At 33.3% G+C, this 21,903-nt stretch carries 20 protein-coding genes; 12 read left to right on the forward strand and 8 right to left on the reverse strand.

The genetic code is table 11. From position 1 onward, the window contains the following. Positions 1-134: 134 nt before the first annotated feature. The 7 genes from ACODSB_RS14895 to guaA form a co-directional block, all read right to left on the reverse strand. On the reverse strand, positions 135-551 hold the full coding sequence (locus tag ACODSB_RS14895; protein ID WP_488937628.1) for a hypothetical protein: 417 nt from the start codon (positions 549-551) through the stop codon (positions 135-137). Positions 552-650: 99 nt separating this feature from the next. Beyond that, on the reverse strand, positions 651-884 hold the full coding sequence (locus tag ACODSB_RS14900) for a DUF3820 family protein (protein WP_053473755.1): 234 nt from the start codon (positions 882-884) through the stop codon (positions 651-653). A 266-nt stretch (positions 885-1,150) separates the two neighbouring features. After that, entirely contained in the window at positions 1,151-3,109 is a 1,959-nt protein-coding gene (gene nagB, locus ACODSB_RS14905) for a glucosamine-6-phosphate deaminase (protein ID WP_488937648.1), read from the reverse strand. 391 nt (positions 3,110-3,500) lie between these two features. Then, positions 3,501-3,902 (reverse strand): OsmC family protein, encoded by a 402-nt coding sequence (locus ACODSB_RS14910; RefSeq protein ID WP_256634020.1) that lies wholly within the window; start codon positions 3,900-3,902, stop codon positions 3,501-3,503. Beyond that, the gene (locus tag ACODSB_RS14915) at positions 3,902-6,031 is read right to left on the reverse strand and encodes a LysM peptidoglycan-binding domain-containing protein (protein ID WP_488937629.1); all 2,130 of its coding nucleotides are present in this window, start codon (positions 6,029-6,031) and stop codon (positions 3,902-3,904) included. Before ACODSB_RS14915 ends, ACODSB_RS14910 begins: the two co-directional genes overlap by 1 nt. Positions 6,032-6,125: 94 nt before the next feature. Beyond that, positions 6,126-8,030, reverse strand: a complete 1,905-nt coding sequence (locus ACODSB_RS14920; RefSeq protein ID WP_488937630.1) for a LysM peptidoglycan-binding domain-containing protein — start codon at positions 8,028-8,030, stop codon at positions 6,126-6,128. A gap of 62 nt (positions 8,031-8,092) precedes the next feature. Beyond that, the gene (gene guaA / locus ACODSB_RS14925; protein ID WP_071636969.1) at positions 8,093-9,622 is read right to left on the reverse strand and encodes a glutamine-hydrolyzing GMP synthase; all 1,530 of its coding nucleotides are present in this window, start codon (positions 9,620-9,622) and stop codon (positions 8,093-8,095) included. A 223-nt stretch (positions 9,623-9,845) separates the two neighbouring features. On the opposite strand from guaA, the gene ACODSB_RS14930 reads away from it, so the two are divergent. Continuing rightward, on the forward strand, positions 9,846-10,373 hold the full coding sequence (locus ACODSB_RS14930) for a hypothetical protein (protein WP_488937631.1): 528 nt from the start codon (positions 9,846-9,848) through the stop codon (positions 10,371-10,373). 117 nt (positions 10,374-10,490) lie between these two features. Here the strand turns inward: ACODSB_RS14930 and ACODSB_RS14935 are convergent, their stop codons facing one another. After that, the gene (locus tag ACODSB_RS14935; RefSeq protein ID WP_488937632.1) at positions 10,491-11,201 is read right to left on the reverse strand and encodes a hypothetical protein; all 711 of its coding nucleotides are present in this window, start codon (positions 11,199-11,201) and stop codon (positions 10,491-10,493) included. Between the two features lie 303 nt (positions 11,202-11,504). On the opposite strand from ACODSB_RS14935, the gene ACODSB_RS14940 reads away from it, so the two are divergent. The 11 genes from ACODSB_RS14940 to ACODSB_RS14990 all read left to right on the forward strand — a co-directional run bounded on the left by ACODSB_RS14940 (position 11,505) and on the right by ACODSB_RS14990 (position 21,884). Then, complete coding sequence (locus ACODSB_RS14940; protein WP_488937633.1) at positions 11,505-12,425, forward strand: DnaJ C-terminal domain-containing protein; 921 nt, start codon at positions 11,505-11,507, stop codon at positions 12,423-12,425. Beyond that, entirely contained in the window at positions 12,418-12,723 is a 306-nt protein-coding gene (locus tag ACODSB_RS14945) for a chaperone modulator CbpM (RefSeq protein WP_053474086.1), read from the forward strand. Before ACODSB_RS14940 ends, ACODSB_RS14945 begins: the two co-directional genes overlap by 8 nt. 164 nt (positions 12,724-12,887) lie before the next feature. After that, positions 12,888-13,271, forward strand: coding sequence for a RidA family protein (locus tag ACODSB_RS14950; protein WP_053474087.1), 384 nt, complete (start codon positions 12,888-12,890; stop codon positions 13,269-13,271). Positions 13,272-13,434: 163 nt separating this feature from the next. Further along, entirely contained in the window at positions 13,435-14,691 is a 1,257-nt protein-coding gene (locus ACODSB_RS14955) for a voltage-gated chloride channel family protein (protein WP_488937649.1), read from the forward strand. 66 nt (positions 14,692-14,757) lie between these two features. Continuing rightward, entirely contained in the window at positions 14,758-16,245 is a 1,488-nt protein-coding gene (locus ACODSB_RS14960) for a rhomboid family intramembrane serine protease (RefSeq protein ID WP_488937634.1), read from the forward strand. 100 nt (positions 16,246-16,345) lie between these two features. Continuing rightward, a complete protein-coding gene (locus ACODSB_RS14965; protein ID WP_053474091.1) occupies positions 16,346-17,350 on the forward strand; it encodes a DHH family phosphoesterase in 1,005 nt (334 codons plus the stop codon). A 6-nt stretch (positions 17,351-17,356) separates the two neighbouring features. Further along, positions 17,357-18,022 (forward strand): gliding motility-associated peptidyl-prolyl isomerase GldI, encoded by a 666-nt coding sequence (gldI, locus tag ACODSB_RS14970; RefSeq protein WP_488937635.1) that lies wholly within the window; start codon positions 17,357-17,359, stop codon positions 18,020-18,022. A gap of 15 nt (positions 18,023-18,037) precedes the next feature. After that, entirely contained in the window at positions 18,038-19,111 is a 1,074-nt protein-coding gene (locus ACODSB_RS14975; protein ID WP_053474093.1) for a peptidylprolyl isomerase, read from the forward strand. Between the two features lie 57 nt (positions 19,112-19,168). Beyond that, complete coding sequence (locus ACODSB_RS14980) at positions 19,169-20,329, forward strand: peptidylprolyl isomerase (RefSeq protein ID WP_488937636.1); 1,161 nt, start codon at positions 19,169-19,171, stop codon at positions 20,327-20,329. 213 nt (positions 20,330-20,542) lie between these two features. Continuing rightward, positions 20,543-21,439 (forward strand): EamA family transporter, encoded by an 897-nt coding sequence (locus tag ACODSB_RS14985; protein ID WP_488937637.1) that lies wholly within the window; start codon positions 20,543-20,545, stop codon positions 21,437-21,439. Between the two features lie 88 nt (positions 21,440-21,527). Then, positions 21,528-21,884 carry a DoxX family protein gene (locus ACODSB_RS14990; protein WP_488937638.1) on the forward strand — a complete coding sequence of 119 codons (357 nt, stop codon included), beginning with the start codon at positions 21,528-21,530 and terminating at the stop codon, positions 21,882-21,884. Positions 21,885-21,903 lie beyond the last annotated feature (19 nt).

Raw genomic sequence — 21,903 nt, forward strand, 5'->3', positions numbered from 1 at the left:
GATAATTTGCAAATTTTTAAACAGATTGATTACTTGGTTTTGTAATCGATAATTTTAAGCTTTTATTAGCATTATTTTTAAGAAATATCTTTAAAATGGCTTTGATACTATTACTCAAAAATGTCAAAAATCAATTATTTTAAGTCTTTAACCTGAACAGTATCCTTACTTATTTTTTCAGATTTGATTACTGAATCACGATGGCGTTTTATATCTGCTCTAATAGCTTCTACCTGACTTTCAGATACTTTATCTTTCACATAATCAGATTTAACAGCAAAAAAGACAGAAAAATATATTATTAAAGGAATAAAAATCAATCCTATTCCTAACCCTAATCCTATTTTTGCAAGTTTGGCTGAAACATTTGCTCTTTTTGCTCGTGATAAACCAATCACTCCAAAAATTATTGCGAGAACAGCCAATACTATATAAGCTATTTTAAAAGCTAAATGTGGTACAAAAACAAAAATAAGTGCCAATACAGCCAGTATTATCGCATATCTGCCGTGGCTTTCTCCTGGTTTTGATTGTTGGGAATTGTTTTCCATTACTAGGTCTTAATATTTACTGTAAAAATATAAAAACACTAAAAAGAAGTTAATACACTGAAACAAAGTTACTAACAATTAAAAACAGTCTTTTTTTAATTACTGTCCTTTTGGATATTGCTTTTTAATATTCCGAATTAATTCTTCCAAACCATTTAATTTCAACTCATAAATAAGCTGTAACTGCTGTCCTAATTCTCCTTTCGGAAAACCTTTATTATGATACCAAACCACATAATATTCAGGTAAATCGATTAAAAAACGTCCTTCGTATTTCCCGAAAGGCATTTTAGTATGGGCTAATTTTATGAGAAGTTTTTTGTCTTGTTCCATTTTTTTTAAGAAAAAAGAAGCAAGAGGAAAGAAAATATAGACTTGTTCTTTCTTCTTGCTTCTAATTGCTTACAAAGCTATTATTATTTTTCTTTTTGCCACAGATTAAAAGGATTAAAATGATTTTTTTTTGCCACGAATTACACGAATTATCACGAATTTAATTTGTGTAATTCGTGGCAAAAAACAGAATAATAAAATCTGTGAAAATCTTTTTAATCTGTGGCAAAAAAGCTTAGCATCTCAGTCCTCAGAACCTTAGCAACTTAATAGTGCCATCTCACAAAAGCCTCCATCGCTGCGTAAGTTGATAAACCTAATTGTTGGTATAAAGCAGCTGTTTCAGCATTTCTGTCTTCCGCTCTCTGCCAAAATTCTCTGGCATCTGTTCCCTGGAAAACAACGCCGTCTTTTTGAGATTGATGTTTGAAGATTCCGTGACGTTTTGCTAAGACTTGGTCTGGACTCATTGGTACAGCCATTTCAACCTCGTCAATTCCCCATTCCTGCCATGCGCCTCTGTACAACCATAACCAGCAGTCGTTCATAAATGGTTTTGGTTTTAAAGCTTTTACAGCTTCAAAAATCGCGTCCAGACAAACTTTGTGTGTTCCGTGCGGATCTGCTAAATCTCCTGCAGCATAGATTTGATGCGGTTTGATTTTTTCAATCAAATCCATTGTCAATTGAATATCTTCGGGTCCAATTGGTTTCTTTTCGATTGTTCCAGTTTCGTAAAAAGGAAGTTCCATAAAATGAATCTGATCATCGGTTAATCCAACAAAATGGCTTGTTGCTCTCGCTTCCCCTTTTCTGATTAAACCTTTGATATATCGAACTTCGGGAATATCAATTTCGCTGTTCTTTTTATTCTCTAAAAACGTTTGTGCTTTTTTATAAATATTATCGGCTTCTTCGCTTTTAATGTTGAATTTTTCGTTGTAATCAATTACGAATCTTGCAAAACGCAGCGCTTCATCATCCGCGACAGCGATATTTCCAGATGTTTGATACGCCACATGAACCTCATGTCCCTGCTCCTGCAGACGCATGAATGTTCCTCCCATACTGATAATATCATCATCCGGATGCGGACTGAAAATCAACACGCGTTTTTTAGCCGGTTCTGCTCTTTCAGGGCGATTGGTATCTTCTGCATTCGGCTTTCCGCCTGGCCAGCCTGTAATTGTGTTTTGAAGTTTATTGAATATTTTAATGTTAATATCATAAGCCGGACCAGAATCTGCCAGTAAATCGCTCATTCCGTTTTCGATATAATCCGCATCGGTAAGCATTAAGATTGGTTTTTTAAGATCCAATGCCAATCCTAAAACTGCTTTACGAGTTAATTTATCTGTCCAGACAATTTTTTCAACCAGCCAAGGTTTGTTGATTCTCGTTAGTTTTGAAGAAGCTTCTTTATCTAAAATAAAAACAGCATCATCATGTTCCTGTAAAAAAGAAGCCGGAACTCGGTTTGTAACTTCGTCTTCAACAGATCTTTTTACAATATTTGCTTTTCCTTCACCCCAAGCCAATAAAATAACTCTTTTGGCTTCCATGATTTTTTTAACTCCAAGTGTAATGGCTGTTCTTGGTGTATTGTTTAATCCGAAGAAATCTTTACTTGCGGCAACTCTTGTGATATGATCCAAAGCGACTAATCTTGTTTTTGAATTTTGAAGCGAACCTGATTCGTTAAAACCAATATGTCCGTTTCCTCCAATTCCCAGAATCTGAAGATCGATTCCGCCAAGAGCTTCGATTTTTGCTTCGTATTCGTGGCAGTAATCTGCAATCTGTTCTTTTGTTAAAAGTCCGTCTGGAACGTGGGCGTTTTCAGGTAAAATATCAACGTGGTCAAACAACAATTCTTTCATAAAACGAACATAACTGTTGATTGAGTTGGGTTCCATTGGATAATATTCATCCAGATTGAAACTGATTACGTTTTTAAAACTCAATCCTTCTTCTTTGTGAAGTCTCACTAATTCTGCATACAATCCTTTTGGAGAAGAACCTGTTGCCAGACCTAAAATACAAGGTTTGTTTTCTTTTTGTTTTGACTGGATTAAAGCTGCAATTTCCTGTGCAACAGCTTTTGAAGCTTCACCTGAATTTTCAAAAACAACGGTGTTGATGTTTTCGAAGCGCTTTTCAAAACCGGTTGCTTTGTCTATTTTACTTTTTAACATGATATAGTTTTTTTTATTCTTCGGATTTATGTATCGGCTTTAAGCCTGAAAATTTTATTTTACATCGCAAAAACGCAAGCCAAAACATTGCTAAAACAATTGCAATCAATACCATATAAAGATAAAACCTTTATAAATGGAATACAACAAAATTTAAATTATTGAATTAGGGCAGAATTTGGAATATCATTTTTATCTCACTTAGAGATTCCAAATAATATTAAAAAGTGATTCTCGTTTTCACTTTTGATATTGCATTATTTTTGCATAAATATGCGTATTTTTTGCAAGACAAAGATACTTCATATTATATTTAAGAACCAATATTTGATATGAATATTTTGTTAATTTTTTTAATTATGAGAATTGCATAAAAAAAGCCGTCAATATTGACGGCTTTTAGAATATATCGTAAAAAAAATTATTTCCAATTAAAAGTTACATTTTTTTCAATTTCGGAACTTAGGCTTAAAAACACCGGACAAGTCATTGCAGCGCGTTCTAAGATGATTTTACTCTTATCATCGGCGTTGCTTTTTAGTTCAAAAACAACTTCGATTGCTCCAATTCTTCTTGGTTCTGCATTCATAATTTTAGTTACTTCGGCAGTTGAACCAGCTAAATCTACGTTTAAATCACGGGCTTTAATTCCCATAATGGTAAACATGCAGCTTGCTAAAGCATTTGCAACTGTATCTGTTGGAGAAAAAGCTTCGCCTTTTCCGTTATTATCCAGCGGTGCATCAGAAATGATTTCACTTCCAGATTGTATATGTATTGAACTTGTTCTTAAATCGCCTAAGTAGGTTACTTTTGATGTCATTAATTTGCTTCTTTTAAAGTTAAGTCTGAATCGTAATATAATATGTAGACACCTTTATTTGCGTGTCCGCCGTCTTCTTTTTTATAAAATTGAAATTTATTATCCACTTGCTGTGTCGTCATTAAATCTGCCGTTTCCTGATACGTTTTTCCCTGAACCAAACGCATCATAGTGTCAAAAGTTACATCAAAACCTCTGGTTGCATAGGTATTAGGATAAACTTTATTTTTCAATTTATAATCTTTTTTAAAGATTGAAACCGATTGATCGTCGCTGTCACGTGTTACAGACGGATACATTAATTTCAGTTTTACCAGGTTATCAAAACTAATTTCGTCTGTATCAAGCGTACTGTTTGGCTCTAAAATTACCAATTGCACCTGACATGATTTTTGAGCATCAGTCAACGCTTTGATTACTGTTTTAATCATAGCAGTATTTCCCGTTTCCATTACAACATAGTTCATTCGGGTTGGCAGTAATAAGCTTTTTAAATTCGCAGCATCTAAACCGCCTGCTTCTGTTAAAGCCGCAAAAACAACTCCTTTTTGATTTTGTTTAATATAACTAATAACTGATTCTTTTTTCTTGTCTACAACAGCTACAATGTTTCCGTTTTTAGCCCTCATATAATCGAAAATTGCATTTCGAACCACATCGTTTGATGGTATTGTCTGATACAAATTATCGATAGGATTTGCCACATCTTTTGATAATGGCGAAATAACAGGAACATTATATAAACGTAATGAATTTGCAGTAGACTCTGCATTGTTTTGATAAAACGGCCCAACAACAGCATCTGCTTCCTGTAATTTATTTTGTGCAATTAAACTCGAAATATTCGATGTTGTTTTTGTTTCCTGAGAGTCATAAATAGCAACATCAATTGGTAATTTCAATGTTCTGGCAGAATCTATCGCCATCATTGCTCCTGAATAGAAATCCAGCGTCATGTTTAAAAATTTATCTGTTTTTAAACGTGCAGCTGTTCCGGTTGTATCGCTTTGCAATTTAGCCAGGTTAAAAGGAAGCAATAAAACTACTTTTTTTCGTTCATTTTGACCTCTTTTTTTAGTTAGTTCTACAATTTCCGGATCTGCAGAAACCGTTTCAGATTTTACTTTATCTACAATTTTAATTCCGCCTCCAGTGCTTTCAACTGGTTTTTCAGTTGGTTTTTCGATCGCTTTTTCAACTGGTTTTTCTACAGAAGTTTGTACCGATTTTTCAGCTGGCTGTGCTTGTGCAACAATTGGAGCCGGAGCCACATATCCAGTCGGAACTTTTAAAACCATTCCTTCTTTAACACCTTCTGAAAGTGAAGGATTTAAAGCAACTAATTCTTCTTGTGTTAAATGAAAAACTCTTCCTAAACTATAAAATGTTTCTTTTGGTTTTACCTGATATTCCATATAAGAAACTGCTTTTTTAGACTCTGCAGGTTTCTTCGTTTCTTCCGGTTTTACAGCTGTAGCAACAGACGCTGCAACTTCTGTTTTTGGAGCAGTTCCTTTTATTGTCAATCGATATCCAACTGGTAAACTTGTTACAATTTCAGGGTTTTTCTTTTCTAATTCTTCTATTGAAATTCCGTATTGTTTTGCGATTCCAAATTTAGTTTCCTTTGGCTGAACATCGTGATAAACATATTTTTCAGCTCCTTTTTGTTTTTTGTCCGAAGTTGCTGCAGCTTTTGGTCCAGAACCTTTTCCAGGAATTGTCAATGTCTGCCCCGGCTGTAAACCATCAGTAATCAAAAAAGGATTTGCAGCTTTTAAAGCTTCATCACTAATGCCATATTTTTTTTCAAGACCAAACAGTGTTTCTTTCGGCTGTACTTCGTGCGTAGTCGCTTTTCCATTACTGGTAGATTTTACCGCAGCTGTTTCTTTTTTGTCTGTATTTTTATTTGATGCTGCCGGAATCAGCAAAACCGTATTTGGTTTCACGCCATTACGCGCATCCGGATTTAATTCATAAATATCAAAAGGTGTAACCTTAAATTTTTGAGCAATTTGGTTAACCGTTTCTCCACTTGAAACTGTGTATTTCACCACTTTTCCTTGCGAAAAAGCAGAACAGGTTACAAAAAAAACAAGTAAAAATAATGTTGAATAATATTTCATAATAAAGACTAAAACAATTTAATTTTTAATTCAAAAACAAGATACTAATTTCTCGTATACAAGATTCACGCCACTTGTCGATTCTTCCAAAAAATTATCGAAGATCGATTTCTAACTTAGCAATAATAACGTTCTTATATAACTCATTTTCCTCTTTTTTCTTGCATTGATACAGAAGTTCTTCCATGTTTTGGAACTTATCTGAATAAACATAATAAGAAAGGCTGTTTATATTAAAGAAAAAACTAGCGTTAAAATCGCCCGAATCAATAAGTTGCATAATTAGCTTATCTCGCTGCGGCGCGTCTGTAAATATACCCAAAACTAAGTAATAGCCGTTTGAAACTTCTTTAAGATTATCATAAACTTCAATCTTTATATTTTTTTCATTTTTAAACGGGTTTTCTTTTAGTTCGCGTTTCATTTCTTCGAGAGAAACTGCTTTTGAAGTTTCTGCAGAACCTGATTTTTTAATCGCCTCATCCTGATATTTTTTCAGTTTAACCAAAGCCAGTTTGTCATCAAATTTTCTGGCTTCCATACTATAATAAGAAGCTTTGCTGATATGACGTTTTACCTCAATTTGTTTTTGAGTATCGAGCGAATCAATTTTCGAAATTAACTGTTGGTTTTTCGCATCGCCTTGCTCCTGTTCAATTTTATAGCGTTTAATTTCCTCTAAAGAAAGTCTTTGCTGAATCGAAGTAACATTTTTATTTTTTTCGCTTTCGCGGATTTTCTTCTTGTATTCCTGATTTTCTTCAACGGCGATTTTCTCGACTTTATTCATTAAACCGGCATACGCTTTTCTGTTTTCAGCGAGTTCTTTTTTTAATTGAGATGATAATTCGCTTGTTTTTCCGATGCTTTCATACGATTGTTTTTCCAATCGCTTTGATTCATCCACATTTAAAACATCCATTCGTTTTAATTCGACCAAATCATTATTCATCGTGTTTACTAACGAATCTAATTTTGCCATTAAAATATCCTGAACATTTTTATTGGCTTCTAAAACCAAACGCAGTTTTTCAACTGAATTTTCTTTTGAACCGTTCATATCATTCAAATTAACTTTCAAATCGTTAATTTTTATAATCTTCTGATTCATTTCTTTTTGAATAACCAATCTGTCTTTTAAATCATCAATTTCAACCGTTTTGGCTTTTGTTTTTTCAACCACAACTTGCTTTTCGGCAAGAGTCAGCATTAATTCCTCACTTTCATTTGCTGGTTTTATTTCCTTTCTATTGATAGCTAATTTATTGCCAACAATTAATCCGTTTATAATTTCCGGATTTTGAGATTCCAGCTGATCGATTGTAATTCCGTATTTTTTAGAAATCGAAAATTTAGTTTCCTTTGGTTCAACCACATGAAAAACAGTTTCCTGATTGATCACGCGAACTTTTCCGTCTAAAGTTTTTCGTTTGTTTGGAATAGCAATTGTCTGTCCAATCTGAAGTCCGTTTTGCAATAATTCTTTATTAAGATTTTCTAAATCCTGAACCGAAACATTATACTGTCTGGCAATGCTGAACAAAGATTCTTTTGCCACAACGAGATGTGTTGTTTTTGATGAAGCTGTAATTTCTGTTTTTGGAAGATTTGAAGTACTTTGCGGAATAATTAATTCCTGTCCAACCTGAAGTCCGCTTGCAAGAATTGGATTTGCATTTTGAATAGCTTCTACAGAAACATTATATTTTTTAGATAAACCGTACAGCGTTTCTTTTTCGCCAACAACATGAAGAGTCTGTTGCTCTTGATTTATTTTTTGTGGAGAATGAACGGGAATCTTAATAACTTGATTGTCTTTGATTCCGTTTTGCGATTCGGGGTTGAGTTTGTAAATCTCGTCTACAGAAACCTTATACTTTTGGGCAATGAAATAAGCAGTTTCCCCTTTTTGAATTTTGTGCTCAATAATTGAATCTTGCGCAGCTATTTTGTTAAAAGACAAAATAAACACAAGAGAAATCGTTAAAAGTTCTCTCATAAATAGTAGGTTATAAAAAATTAAGGCCTTACAAATGTAAGACCTTAATTTTAAAAACAATACTATTCCCACTCAATTGTTGCAGGTGGTTTTGAACTTATATCGTAAACTACACGATTCACGCCTTTTACCTTGTTGATAATGTCGTTTGACACTTTCATCAAGAAATCGTAAGGCAAATGAACCCAGTCAGCCGTCATTCCATCTGTTGATTCTACTGCTCTAAGCGCTACTACTTTCTCGTAAGTACGCTCATCGCCCATAACTCCAACACTGTTTACCGGAAGCAAAATTGCTCCAGCCTGCCAAACTTTGTCGTATAATCCCCAAGATTTTAATCCTTCGATAAAAACAGAATCAACATCTTGTAAAATTTGTACTTTCTCCGGTGTAATATCTCCTAAAATTCTAATTGATAATCCTGGTCCCGGGAAAGGGTGTCTTCCTAATAATTCAGGATCTATTCCTAAAGTAGCTCCAACTCTACGAACCTCGTCTTTAAACAACATTCTAAGCGGTTCTACAATTTTTAGTTTCATATAATCTGGCAATCCACCTACGTTATGGTGCGATTTAATTGTTGCAGATGGTCCTTTTACCGAAACAGATTCAATTACGTCTGGGTAAATTGTTCCTTGTGCCAACCATTTTACGTCTTCGATTAAATGTGATTCATCATCAAAAACTTCGATAAATACACGTCCGATAGTTTTACGTTTGGTTTCAGGATCGCTGATTCCCGCAAGTTCAGAAAGAAAACGATCTCCGGCATCTACACCTTTTACGTTTAATCCCATTCCTTTGTATTGATCTAATACGTTTTGGAATTCGTTTTTACGAAGTAATCCGTTGTTTACGAAAATACAGTAAAGGTTTTTACCAATTGCCTGGTTTAATAAAACCGCAGCTACAGTAGAATCTACTCCGCCTGATAATCCTAAAACTACTTTATCATTTCCTAATTTCTCTTTTAATTCTCCCACCATTTCTTCTACGAAAGCGTTTGGTGTAAAGTTTTGAGGAACTTCGGCAATTTTAACTAAAAAGTTTTCCAGCATTTTTGATCCGTCTGTAGAATGGAAAACTTCTGGATGATATTGAATTCCGTACGTTGTTTCGCCTTCAATTTTATAAGCGGCAAATTCTACGTCGTGTGTGCTTGCTAATTTTACAGCATTTGTTGGAAGCGCTTTGATACTATCGCTGTGGCTCATCCAAACCTGACTGTTTTCTGAAACTCCTTCAAAGAAAACTTCATTATCTTTTATATAAGATAAATTCGCTCTACCGTATTCTCTAGTATTAGAAGCTGCAACTTCACCTCCACTAAAATGAGCTAAATATTGCGCTCCGTAACAAACGGCAAGCATTGGAAGTTTACCTCTAATTTGAGATAAATCAGGATGTGGGGCATCTTCTGCGCGAACAGAAAATGGGCTTCCGCCTAAAATTACTGCTTTGTAAGCTGATAAATCACTAGGAAAGTGATTGTAAGGAAAAATTTCGCAGAATATATTTAATTCGCGAACTCTACGCGCAATAAGCTGTGTATATTGCGATCCGAAATCTAAAATAAGTACGTTGTGTTGCATGCGCAAAAATACTTTTTATATTCGAAATTGAAAAATCGGAACAATGAAAAAATTATATTTTTTTTAATTAAGCTTCTAAGATGCTAAGTTTCTAAGATTCTGAGTTTAATTTTTAACCTCGAAAAGAAAAAAACTTAGCATCTCAGTATCTTAGAAACTTAGAACCTTAAAAAAAAAATCCAACCCCTAAGAAATATCGTATCTACGATAAAAACCCATATTTATGAAATCAAAATCAATTGCTCTTATCCTTTTATTGTCTCTGTTTTTAACTTCTTGCAATGCTGTAGATGATTTATTAAGTTTTACTATTTCAAACGAAGCATCGATTAAAATTAAAAGTACATCGCCGCTTGATTTACCAACAGAAATTATTACCCCAGATGTTACAACTAATTCTTCGGCTGAATTTGAAAACAATAAAACCAAAGCTAGTTTGGTAAAAGATGTAAAAATCAGATCGCTTAAACTTTCTATTTCTGATCCTTCTGATAAAACTTTTACATTTTTAAAATCGATACATTTATATATTTCAACATCAAATTCTGATGAAATAGAACTGGCGTATCAGGATAATATCAATTCGTCAAGCAATACGATTGATTTAATTTGTACCGATAAAAGACTGGATCAATATATTAAAGCAGACAGCTATAAAATTAGAACGCAGGTTACACTTAAAGAAACGCTTACGAAAGATGTAACGGTGAAAGCGGATATGAAATTTAGAGTTACTGCGGATCCGTTTTAGTCTGAGTTTCTAAGATTCTAAGTTTTTTCTTAGAGTATTCTACTAAAAGAATAAGGTTCTAAAATGCTGAGAAAAACTTAACATTTTAGAACCTTAGTATCTTAGTATATAAAAAAATCACTCTTTGGTAACAATAATTGTTGCCCTAAATCCTGCTGCAAGATTGTTCCAATAATCATTTGTAACTAATTGGCCTTTGTCATCGTAAACCCGGATTTCTGCTGTATTTCCGCCCAAAGAACCAATATTTAGGGCTTCAAAATCTAATTTATTAAAACCTTGGGTTAGGTTTATTTTTACATCTTTATAGCCAGAATCTAAAAGTATCTGGTCTTTAATCACTACATCATTTGATGAAACTCTGACCAAATCGCCGTCGATTGCACCAAAATCACGGAATTTAACAATAAAGTATTCCGATTTGGTTTTAAAATCTCCAAGGGAAATATTTGATTTTACCAATGTACCGCGGCCTTCTAATAATCCCGCGTCTTTTAAAGCTTTATTTAAATCTTTTTCCATTTTTGCCACATATTGATCGCCTGGATTAGCAAAATCATTTTCTGTTGACATGGTAAATTTACTTTTCTCTGCGCCAACCTGAAGCTGTGATTTTGGAGTTATACTCGTATTATCAAAAACATTTGGTGTTTTAATACTGGGTATATCGGCAGTTTCTGCTTGTCGATCTTTGACTTGCGGAATTGGTGTTTTTTTCTTTGCGCTAAACTTAGGTGCCGGAATTGGCTTGAATTTGGTTCCAAATTCAGTTTGTGCTGAAACAGTTACAGCAGTAAAAAACAGTATAAAAAATAAGATATGCTTCATTGAAAAGTGGTTATCGAATTAGCTTTATATTTTTTTATTAGCACTCAAGTCTAGCATCGCAAAAATAGCATAAATAAGTTTGGTGCGACAACTTTAAGACTATTATAACAATATATTAGGCTAATTTTTGGAATCAAAAAACCTGCCAAAATTTTAAAATAAATTCTCAATATTAAAATTTCAAATTCCAAACGCATCTTGATTATGCGTTAATTTTTTCTTTAAACCTACACATCACTTTGATAGTTAACAACTTATTCTTAACTTCAAGATCTCAATTTATTTTATCAAAATTTTATAAAGATGGATTATATCGACTATTATAAAACCTTAGATGTTACAAAATCGGCAACTGAAGCCGAAATTAAAAAAGCATATCGAAAACTGGCCAGAAAATATCATCCAGACTTGAATCCGAATGATAAAGAGGCGGAGAAAAAATTCAAGGAAATCAATGAAGCAAACGAAGTTTTAAGCAATCCTGAAAATCGTAAAAAATACGATAAATACGGAAAAGACTGGAAACATGCCGACGAGTTTGAAAAAGCGGGTTACGATCCCAATCAACAGCAATATTCGAGACAGCAACAGCAAGGTAATCAAGACTTTTCTGGTTTTGGCGGAGGTGATTTTTCAGGAAGTGATTTCTCAGATTTCTTTAATTCTATGTACGGTTCTGGGCGAAGCAGCCGAGGTCAGTCTAAATACAGAGGACAGGATTTTAATGCTGAACTGCAATTAGATTTAGCTTCTGCTTATACTACAAACAAACAAAGCTTAACCGTAAATGGTAAAAATATCCGAATTACAATTCCGGCCGGAGTCGAAAATGGTCAGGTTATCAAAATTCCCGGACATGGCGGCGCGGGTGTAAATGGCGGACCAAACGGCGATTTGTATATTACTTTTATTATTGAAAACAATTCTGATTTTAAAAGAGAAGGAAACAATTTATATTCTAATGTTGATTTGGATCTTTATACGGCAATTTTAGGCGGAGAAATTAATATCAAAACTTTTGACGGAAAGGTAAAAATTAAAGTTCCTGCCGAAACTCAAACCGGAACAAAAGTCAAATTAAAAGGAAAAGGTTTTCCTATTTACAAAAAGGAAAATCAATTTGGAGATTTGTATGTGACGTATAACTTAAAAGTCCCAACCCAATTATCCGAAAAAGAAAAAGAATTGTTTGCAGAATTATCTAAACTTAGAAATCATGAGTAACAAGAACTTAATCCAAATAAAACAGTTTTGTATTTATCACGAAATTGAAAATACGTTTATTACTGAGCTTCATAATTATGGTTTGGTAGAAATTATTGTTGAAGAAAATGACGAATATCTGCAGCCGGAACAATTGCCTTCTATAGAAAAAATGATTCGCATGCATTATGACCTGAATATTAATTTAGAAGGAATTGATGCCATTTATCATTTGCTGAATAAAATTGAAACTTTACAGCAGCATTTGACAAACACGCAGAACAAACTAAGAATTTATGAAGAAAACCAAGCAGAATAAATATATTTTCTTTCTTTTTAAATATCACAAAAAAGAATGATTTTCGGTGTGATTTCAACTCAATATGATTCTTTTTGACGGTCATATTTCCTAAATTGCAGCGCATTAATTAACCTGAATTTGTTTTTAAAACGAAACAAAACAATTCAAAAAACCTCATAAAAATGAAAAGAGAAAATATCTTAACAGGATCGCCGTGGGAAGACAAAATGGGATACTGCCGCGCTGTAAGAATTGGCAATATCGTTGAAGTTTCGGGAACTGTAGCAATTGTTGACGGCGACAAAGTAAAAGCTGACGATGCTTATGCGCAGACCTATAATATAATTGAACGTGTTGAAAAAGTTTTAGAAGACTTAAACGTTGGAATTAAAGACGTTATCAGAACTCGTATTTTCACTACTAATGTTGATACTTTTGAAGAAGTTGCCAGAGCGCATTCTGCTTTTTTTAAAGATGTAAAACCAACAACAGGTTTTTATGAAATCAGTAAATTAGTTGCTCCTGAATATTTAGTTGAAATTGAATTTACAGCTGTTGTACAGTAAATAGTTTTTTTGCCACAAATTACACGGATTTTCACTAATTATTTTTTTTGTTTTGCCACAGATTAAAAGGATTTTAAAGATTTCTTTTTGTTTATCTCAAATTAAAATATATTAATTCGTGAAAATTCGTGAAATTCGTGGCAGAAAACATCATACACAATTAATGACTTCCAAAAACCTGAAACAATTACTAATTTCCATTCCTAAATGGATTATTATTTGTGCTTTAATAGGCATATTTTCAGGATCTGCATCTGCATTTTTTCTTGTTTCTTTAGAATGGGTCACACAATATAGAATTCAGCACGAGTGGATTATCTGGCTTTTACCTTTAGGCGGATTTTTAGTCGGTTCGAGTTATTATTACTGGGGAGAATCTGTAGTAAAAGGCAATAATTTATTGCTTGAAGAATACGAAAAACCTAAAAAAGTCATTCCGTTTAAAATGGCTCCGTTGGTTCTTTTCGGAACTTTATTGACCCATTTATTCGGAGGTTCAGCCGGACGCGAAGGCACAGCCGTGCAAATGGGAGGCGGAATTGCGGATCAATTCACCAAAATTTTCAAACTCGATTATTCTGAGCGTAGAATATTAATTATTCTGGGAATCAGCGCAGGTTTTGCTTCTGTTTTTGGAACTCCTTTAGCAGGCGCCGTTTTTGCTTTGGAAGTTTTGTATTTCAGTAAAATCAATTTAAAAAGTATTGTACTTTCTTTTTTAGTCGCTTATGCTGCTTATTTTACTGTAGAATTTTGGGAAATAAAACATACTCATTACAGCATTCCAATTGTTCCTGAACTTAGTTTTAGCACTATATTTTACACCATATTAGTGGGACTTCTTTCTGGTTTTGCTGCTTTATTATTTTCTCGAAGCACACATTTTTGGGGTTCTCTATTTTCTAAAAACATAAAATATCCGCCGCTTCGTCCTGTTATTGGCGGAATAGTTTTAGCGATTGCCATTGCTGGTTTAGGATTTACCAAATTCTCCGGACTTGGCGTTCCTGTTATTGTTGATTCCTTTTCAAACCAGAGTGAATGGTACGATTTTCTGCTTAAAATTTTATTTACCGGATTTACTTTGGGCGCAGGTTTTAAAGGCGGAGAAGTAACACCATTGTTCTTTGTTGGTGCAACTTTAGGAAGTGCTTTATCCTTATTTATCCCAATGCCAATTGCGCTTTTAGCCGGAATTGGTTTCGTTGCCGTTTTCTCCGGAGCAACCCACACTCCTATCGCCTGCACCATTATGGGAATGGAATTATTTGGTATTGAATCTGGAATTTTTATTGCTATAGGATGTACAATTGCTTATTTTTCATCAGGTTCTGTTGGTATTTACAAATCACAAATTGTAAAAGGGGCAAAATATAAATTGTACCAAAGGTTTCAGAAAAAAGAGCTGGAACATTTGTAGCAAATATTTCGTGATAACTAAAAGTTTTTTTTGTAGTATTGTTTGACCTAAATCAAAACTACTAAAATGGCCTTTGGATTTCCAGCAGCGTTCTCTCAATTAACGCCTTTAAATAATTTACCTCAAAAAGCATTTATTTTAAATGCTGTAAACATCTGCAAAAAACTAAATTGGAGGATTATTTATATTGATGAAAATGAATTAAATGCAGTTTCTCAAAACAATAAAAATATCTGGAACGAAACTATTTCATTTTCTTTTGATGAAAATACAGCTATAATAACAAGTTCTTCAAACGGAAATCAGATCTATGATCGTGGAAGAAATAAAAAAAACACAGAAATCTTTTTAGACCTATATTTTGAAGAACTTAAAAATATTTCTGATTTTGAAATAAATAAAACTGATTTTTCGGAGCAAATAAAAAACGAAAATGTTTCAAATAAAGAAAAAACAGAACCTGAAAACATATCAGCGTTTTATTCATTCTTTTCGATTTTTACTCCTTCAAAAGGTTATTTGATTACTCCTGTTTTAATTTACATAAACCTTGCGGTTTTTCTTGTCATGACTTTTTCAGGAGTACATTTTTTTAAACCTGAAATTCAAAATATTATTGACTGGGGAGGAAATTACGGACCAATGATTTACGAAGGTCAATTCTGGAGATTACTAACTTCCTCCTTTATTCATTTCGGTTTTTTTCATTTAATTCTAAATTGCATCGCACTTGCTTATGCAGGACTTCTTTTAGAACCTTATTTAAAAATTTGGACCTTTTTGGCAACTTATCTTTTCTGTGGTGTTATTGCCAGTTTAAGCAGTTTATACTGGAATAAAGATTTAGTAAGTGCAGGTGCTTCAGGAGCCATTTTTGGTATGTATGGAATTTTACTTATTGTACTTTTATTTAAAACTTTTGAAACTAAAATAAAATTAAAATTATTACTCAACATTGCTGTTTTGGCTGGTATCAACATTCTTTACAGTTTTAAAGACGGTATCGATGCTGCAGCACATATTGGAGGTTTTGCCTCTGGTATTTTATTTGGTTTAATACTTTCCATTATAAGAAAAAGAAAAGATTACAGCATGGCACTTATTTCATCACTTGCTACAATAATAATTGCTGTTTTATTTATAAATTTTAAAAATTCTAAAGTCTATATATATCAGGTAATGGAATATGAAAAAAGAATGCAGGAATTTAATGATATGGAAAAAATGGCTCTCGAAGCTTACAGTATTCCATATGGAAATTCGATCGAAGAAAACAGAGAAAGTATCTTATACATGATTAAAGATCGTGGTATTTATTACTGGAATGAAAATATCACTTTGGTTAACGAATTAGATAAATTATATCTGCCGAAAGAAATACATCAGCAAAATGAAAAAATAATTGAATATTGCGAATTAAGAATCAGCTTATATGAGTTAGCATATAAAAAAATCTCTGAAAACAGCCCTAAATATGATGAACAAATGCTTGCTCTAAATTTCAAAATTGCCAGTACTTTAAACCAAATTAAAAAGGCGCAGACAAAGAGCTAAATTTAAAAACCAGAAACGATAATTGGACTCCTTTCCTAAAAGTGTGTTAATCCACAAAATGATTTCAACATTACATTAAAAAAATGTAAATTCGCACACTATGAAAATACAAGATATTCAGGCAATTCAATTATTGCTTGCTGCTCCAAAAAAAATTGTAATAATTCCTCACAGAGGACCAGATGGCGACGCCATGGGTTCTACTCTAGCTTTATACCATTTTTTATTAAAAAACAATCACCAGCCAACGGTGATTGCACCAAATGATTTTCCTGATTTTTTGGCCTGGATTCCGGGTTCAGAAACAGTAAAAATCTTTGAAAAAGATACTGAAAACTGTACCAAAATATTAGAAGAAGCCGAGTTGATTTTTACACTCGACTTTAATGCTTTTCATCGCACAGGCGAAATGGAACATACATTAGCCAAGCTGACTGCTCCGTTTATTATGATCGATCATCATGAAAAACCGCACGATTATGCAGCTTATATGTATTCTGATACTTCATACGGCTCAACTTGCGAAATGGTTTACAACTTTATTACCTTTTTAAACAAAAAAGAAGATATTGATAAAACCATTGCAACCTGTATTTATACCGGGATTTTAACTGATTCTGGTTCATTCCGTTTTCCGGGAACTACAGGAAACACACACCGAATTATAGCAGAATTAATCGATTTAGGCGTTGAAAACACTCAAATTCCGGTTTTACTATACGATAATAGTTCGTACAGCCGTTTGCAATTATTAGGACGTGCACTGCAAAACATGAAAGTTTTTGAAGAACATAAAACTTCTTATACCACTCTTACTCAGGAAGAATTAGATTCTTTTCATTATGTAAAAGGCGATACTGAAGGAATTGTTAATTACGGATTAAGTATTAAAGGAATTGTTTTTACGGCTATCTTTATCGAAAATAGAGACGAAAAAATAATCAAAATCTCTTTCCGTTCACAAGGAGGATTTGATGTAAACCAGTTTGCGCGCGACCACTTTAATGGCGGAGGCCACGTAAACGCTGCCGGCGGAAGATCTGATGTTACAATGGAAGAAACCGTTAAAAAGTTTGAAGATTTAGTAACTAAACTAAAATTATAAACCAATATGAACTACTTAAAACTTAGCATTTACTCACTGCTTTTTGCAGTTTTATTGGTGAGCTGTAAACACCATGAAGAAGCGCGAAGACCTATTTCGAGAGCTTCGGGTACTTTTATGAAAAAATCGGCTGACAGAAATAAAAAGTTAGTGGCAAGCGAAGAAGAAGTCATCAAGAAAATCATCAAAAGCAATCCGAAAGTGAAATATTACGCTACTAAAAAAGGATATTGGTTTTCTTATGATGAAAAAAGTACTACCGAAACGGCAACTCCAAAAAAAGGAGATATCGCTTACTTCAATTTAGAAGTTAAAAATATTGACGGTACGCTTATTTATTCAGAATCTGATCTTGGTCCGCAGACTTATTATGTAGACAAACAAGATATTATGATGGGATTACGTGATGGAATCAAATACATGAAAAAGAACGAAACAGTTACTTTTCTGTTTCCATCTCACATAGCATACGGATACCATGGAGACAATAAAAAAATTGGCCCTAATGAATCCTTAATTTGTACTGTTACGCTTCGTAATTTCGTTCCTGACCCGGCACAAACTACTGCTGCTCCTGCTGCTACGGGTACGGGTACAACATCAGTAAAAACTCCAAAACCTGCAGCTGTAAAACCAGCTGCAACAACTAAAAAAGATACAATAAACCCATAAAAAACATTTTAAGAAATGAAAAAAAGTATTTTATTATTACTATTAGCCGTAAGCTCATTGTATTCATGTAAAGACGACCACAGTAATTTACCAGATGGTTTATATGCTGATATCGAAACTAATAAAGGACACATCATTGTTGAATTAGATTACAAAAAAGCGCCAATAACGGTTGCAAACTTTGTGACATTGGCAGAAGGTAAAAACGAATTTGTAACGGATGAAAAATTAAAAAACAAACCATTCTTTGACGGTTTAAAATTCCACAGAGTTATTGAAGATTTCATGATTCAGTCTGGAGATCCGCTAGGAACAGGTTCTGGAGATACAGGATATAAATTTAAAGATGAGTTTTCAGATTTAAAATTTGACAAAGCCGGTGTTTTAGCAATGGCCAACAACGGACCCGGAACAAACAGCAGCCAATTTTTCATTACGCATGTTGAAACGCCTTGGTTAGACAATAAACATACCATTTTTGGACACGTTGTTGAAAAAGGACAAGAAGTAGTAAATAAAGTAGTTCAGGGAGATAATATCGTTGCTGTAACTATTATCAGAAATGGTGAAGCAGCTAAGAAATTTGATGCTGTAAAAGTATTCCACGATTATTTTGCTAATATCGCTAAAGAACAAAGCAAATACGCTGGAGCTCAAAAAGAAAAAGTAGATTTCTATGCTTCTATAAGACCAAAAGCGACTAAAACTTCAACTGGTTTAGAATATGTTATTACTGAAAAAGGTTCAGGTAAAAAACCTGCAATTGGAACTCAGGTTTATATTCACTACGCTGGTTTCCTAGAAAACGGAACTTTATTTGATTCAAGTATTGAAGAAGTAAACAAAACTTTCGGAAAATTTGATGCTGCAAGAGCAGAACAGCACGGTTATCAGCCAATTCCTTTTCAGGCAGGAAAAAAAGACGGTTTAATTCCTGGATTTATTGAAGGAATTGAAAAACTTTCTTTTGGAGATAAAGCAGTTCTTTTTATTCCATCTCATTTAGCTTATGGAGCAACTGGAGCTGGAGGAGTTATTCCGCCAAATGCAAATATTATTTTTGAAGTTCAATTATTAGAAAAACCATAATTATTTTTATAATTAAATTCTTATAATTAGTTTTACAGACTTAAATTGAAAAATACAATGAAATTTAAATTTCTATTTTTATTCTGTCTGGCTGTTTTAAACATTCAGGCGCAAGCAAAAAAAACTACTACTACGAAAGCAAAACCAAAAACGGCTAAAACAGCTGTTGCGGCAAATCCAGCTGAAGGTATTTTTGCTACAATTTCAACAACAAAAGGAGACATTGTTCTTTCATTAGAATATGTAAAAGCTCCCGTTACGGTTGCTAACTTTATTTCTTTGGCAGAAGGAAAAAATCCTTTTGTAAAAGTAGAAAGACTTAAAGGAAAACCTTTTTATGATGGTTTAAAATTCCACAGAGTTATTGCAGATTTCATGATTCAGGGTGGTGATCCGGACGGAAATGGTTCTGGAGGCCCGGGATACTCTTTTAAAGATGAATTTGTCAGCGATTTAAAATTTGAAAAAGGCGGTGTTTTAGCAATGGCCAATTCAGGTCCTGCAACAAACGGAAGTCAGTTTTTCATCACACATAAAGATACACCTTGGTTAAACGGAAAGCATACTATTTTTGGTCATGTAGTTTCTGGAATGGATGTTGTAAATAAAATTGCTCAGAATGATGTGATGACAAAAATTACAATTACCCGCAAAGGTACTGCAGCCAAAAAATTTGATGCTGTAAAGGTTTTTAGCGATAATGAAAAAAACCAAGAAGCTGATAAAGCAGAAGAGGCTAAAAAACTAGAAATCTTAAAAGCACAATCTCAAAAAGTTGCTGCAGAAAAAGCGGCTTATTTTACAGCTACAAAAGCTAAAGCAACTACAACTGCATCTGGTTTAAAATATGTAGTTACTAAAAACGGAACGGGTGTAAAAGGTGCTGAAGGTTCTAATATCTTTTTTCATTATGCAGGATATTTTGAAGACGGAAATCTTTTTGACAGCAGCATAACTGATGTAGCTAAAGCATACGGAAAATATGATGCAAACAGAGACGCTCAGGGCGGATATAAAGCTTTTCCTTTTACTGTTGGTAAAAAAGACGGTATGATTCCTGGTTTCATCGAAGCTCTTGATTTAATGACAGATGGTGAAAAAGCAATTTTCTTTCTTCCTGCAAATTTAGCTTACGGAGCGCAAGGTGCCGGAGGAGTTATTCCACCAAACGCTACTTTGGTTTTTGAAATTGAAACATATCAAAATCAGCCTAAATAAGATTTTAAATTCTTTTTAGAATATAATACAGCCATCAAAATTTAGTTTTTGGTGGCTTTTTTCATTTTCTTAAATTCTGTCAAATATTTAAAATTAAATCTAATAATGCTTCATCAATATGTACATTGATAACGTTTGTATACATTTTCTATTAATTCTTAAACAAAATAACTTACCTTTGCCGGCTTGAATTTTTTAAAATAAACAATCAAAATGTCACAAAATAACGTATTAAAGGGAGTATTTTTAGTTGCTTTAGGAGCTACAACTTACGGAATGTTAGCCACTTTTGTAAAAATGGCTTATTCTGAAGGATATACAACTGCCGAAGTAACAACCTCTCAATTTGTACTTGGAATAATTGGTATTTTGATTATCAACGCTTTTCAAAAAGTAAAAAATAAAGAAAAAGTAGTAAAAGCTACTTCAAAGAATATATTTCATTTAATGCTTGCCGGTACTTCTTTAGGAATGACAAGTTTGTTCTATTATCTGGCTGTTAAATTTATTCCCATTTCTATTGGTATCGTTTTATTAATGCAGACCGTTTGGATGGGAGTTTTACTTGAAATGATTTTAGAAAAAAAATTACCCTCTAAACAAAAAGTTATAGCCGTTTTTATTGTCTTAATAGGAACCGTTTTGGCAACTAATATTATCCATAATGATATTGCTCTAGACTGGCGCGGAATTGTTTGGGGAGTTTTGGCCGCAGCTTCGTTTACAACCACAATGTTTACAGCAAATCGTGTAGCTACAGGAATTTCTTCTGCTCAGCGTAGTTTATATATGCTTCTTGGCGGTGCTGTAATTGTATTTACTTTTGGATTTTTTACCCAGGTTACCCCTTTCAATCTGGCAATTTTCCTGAAATGGGGAATTGTTTTATCATTATTCGGAACCATAATTCCGCCTCTTTTAATGAATTTAGGTTTTCCATTAACCGGAATTGGTTTAGGAAGTATCGTTTCTGCATTAGAACTCCCGGTTTCAGTAATGATGGCCTATGTACTTTTAAATGAAAAAGTGATTTTTACACAATGGGTTGGAATTGTTCTTATCATTCTGGCAATCATTATTATGAATGTAAATTTCAAACGCAAAATTTAAGGTTTTTTAGCATCTTATTAAAAAAAGCTGTCTTGTAATGTAATAAGTGTTAATTTTTTTATAATTTCGTTATAAATAATTAATTATCATGAACTTACCCTGGCACTTATATTTAATGGCGATACTTTATATACTTGCCGGATTTAATCATTTTCGAAAACCCGGAATGTACATTAAAATCATTCCTCCATTTTTTAAAAACCCTCAAATACTCAATACTTTAAGCGGAATCGCCGAAATTTTATTGGGGATTTTATTAATGTTCTCTCTTACTACGCAATATGCTGCATGGGGAATTATTGCATTATTGATTGCAATATTCCCTGCCAATTTATATATGTTTCAAAATAAAAAAGCGGGTTTTGGTTTACCAAAATGGATTTTATTTGTACGTTTGCTCTTACAAATCGTTTTGATAGTTTGGGCATTCCAATATACCCTATAACAATCAAATCTATTAATCT

The sequence above is a fragment of the Flavobacterium sp. FG68 genome, assembly GCF_057808895.1.

Bases quoted from the DNA above. Each gene is read 5' to 3' on its own strand.
- ACODSB_RS14895 (WP_488937628.1), bottom strand. From the start codon at position 551: ATGGAAAACAATTCCCAACAATCAAAACCAGGAGAAAGCCACGGCAGA.
- ACODSB_RS14900 (WP_053473755.1), bottom strand. From the start codon at position 884: ATGGAACAAGACAAAAAACTTCTCATAAAATTAGCCCATACTAAAATG.
- ACODSB_RS14910 (WP_256634020.1), bottom strand. From the start codon at position 3,902: ATGACATCAAAAGTAACCTACTTAGGCGATTTAAGAACAAGTTCAATA.
- ACODSB_RS14915 (WP_488937629.1), bottom strand. From the start codon at position 6,031: ATGAAATATTATTCAACATTATTTTTACTTGTTTTTTTTGTAACCTGT.
- ACODSB_RS14920 (WP_488937630.1), bottom strand. From the start codon at position 8,030: ATGAGAGAACTTTTAACGATTTCTCTTGTGTTTATTTTGTCTTTTAAC.
- guaA (WP_071636969.1), bottom strand. From the start codon at position 9,622: ATGCAACACAACGTACTTATTTTAGATTTCGGATCGCAATATACACAG.
- ACODSB_RS14930 (WP_488937631.1), top strand. From the start codon at position 9,846: ATGAAATCAAAATCAATTGCTCTTATCCTTTTATTGTCTCTGTTTTTA.
- ACODSB_RS14935 (WP_488937632.1), bottom strand. From the start codon at position 11,201: ATGAAGCATATCTTATTTTTTATACTGTTTTTTACTGCTGTAACTGTT.
- ACODSB_RS14940 (WP_488937633.1), top strand. From the start codon at position 11,505: ATGGATTATATCGACTATTATAAAACCTTAGATGTTACAAAATCGGCA.
- ACODSB_RS14945 (WP_053474086.1), top strand. From the start codon at position 12,418: ATGAGTAACAAGAACTTAATCCAAATAAAACAGTTTTGTATTTATCAC.
- ACODSB_RS14950 (WP_053474087.1), top strand. From the start codon at position 12,888: ATGAAAAGAGAAAATATCTTAACAGGATCGCCGTGGGAAGACAAAATG.
- ACODSB_RS14955 (WP_488937649.1), top strand. From the start codon at position 13,435: ATGACTTCCAAAAACCTGAAACAATTACTAATTTCCATTCCTAAATGG.
- ACODSB_RS14960 (WP_488937634.1), top strand. From the start codon at position 14,758: ATGGCCTTTGGATTTCCAGCAGCGTTCTCTCAATTAACGCCTTTAAAT.
- ACODSB_RS14965 (WP_053474091.1), top strand. From the start codon at position 16,346: ATGAAAATACAAGATATTCAGGCAATTCAATTATTGCTTGCTGCTCCA.
- gldI (WP_488937635.1), top strand. From the start codon at position 17,357: ATGAACTACTTAAAACTTAGCATTTACTCACTGCTTTTTGCAGTTTTA.
- ACODSB_RS14975 (WP_053474093.1), top strand. From the start codon at position 18,038: ATGAAAAAAAGTATTTTATTATTACTATTAGCCGTAAGCTCATTGTAT.
- ACODSB_RS14980 (WP_488937636.1), top strand. From the start codon at position 19,169: ATGAAATTTAAATTTCTATTTTTATTCTGTCTGGCTGTTTTAAACATT.
- ACODSB_RS14985 (WP_488937637.1), top strand. From the start codon at position 20,543: ATGTCACAAAATAACGTATTAAAGGGAGTATTTTTAGTTGCTTTAGGA.
- ACODSB_RS14990 (WP_488937638.1), top strand. From the start codon at position 21,528: ATGAACTTACCCTGGCACTTATATTTAATGGCGATACTTTATATACTT.